Source organism: Streptomyces sp. MUSC 14 (assembly GCF_001866675.1).
Taxonomy (GTDB): domain Bacteria; phylum Actinomycetota; class Actinomycetes; order Streptomycetales; family Streptomycetaceae; genus Streptomyces.
Window position 1 is genome coordinate 1 of record NZ_MLYN01000143.1, and the last position, 556, is coordinate 556.

General features: G+C 69.1%; 1 protein-coding gene. It reads left to right on the forward strand.

Features of this window, described 5'->3' with window-relative positions; genetic code table 11:
* A partial coding sequence (locus BIV25_RS46040; RefSeq protein ID WP_218158541.1) for a complex I subunit 5 family protein occupies positions 1-556 on the forward strand: 556 nt, incomplete at both ends.

Here is a 556-nt window from a genome sequence, read left to right on the forward strand (position 1 = left end):
CGGTCGTCGTCTACTCCTGGCGCTACTTCGACGAGCCGCCCGAGGCGCACGCGGGCACTTTCCCGGCTCTCCTGCTGCTGTTCGAGGCGGGGATGGTCGGGTTCGCGCTGACCGGCGACCTGTTCGACGCGTTCGTCTTCTTCGAGCTGATGGGCGCGGTCGCCTACGCGCTCACGGGCTATCGCATCGAAGACCCGCGGCCGGTGCAGGGCGCCCTGGTCTTCGGTGTCGTCAACTCCCTCGGCGCCTACTGCTCGTTGCTCGGCATCGGCCTGGTCTACGCCCGCACCGGTGAGCTGGGGTTCGCGCAGATCGGAGTGCAACTGGCCCGGCACCGCGCCGACGCCCTGCTGTCCGTGGCCTTCGTGCTGATCGTCACCGGACTGCTGGTCAAGGCAGCGGTGGTGCCCCTGCACTTCTGGCTCCCGGACGCCCATTCCGTCGCTCCGACCCCGGTGTGCATGCTGCTCTCCGGCGTCATGGTGGAACTCGGCGTCTACGGCACCGCACGCGTCTACTGGGTCGTCTTCTCCGGACCGCACGGCATCGCGCACGC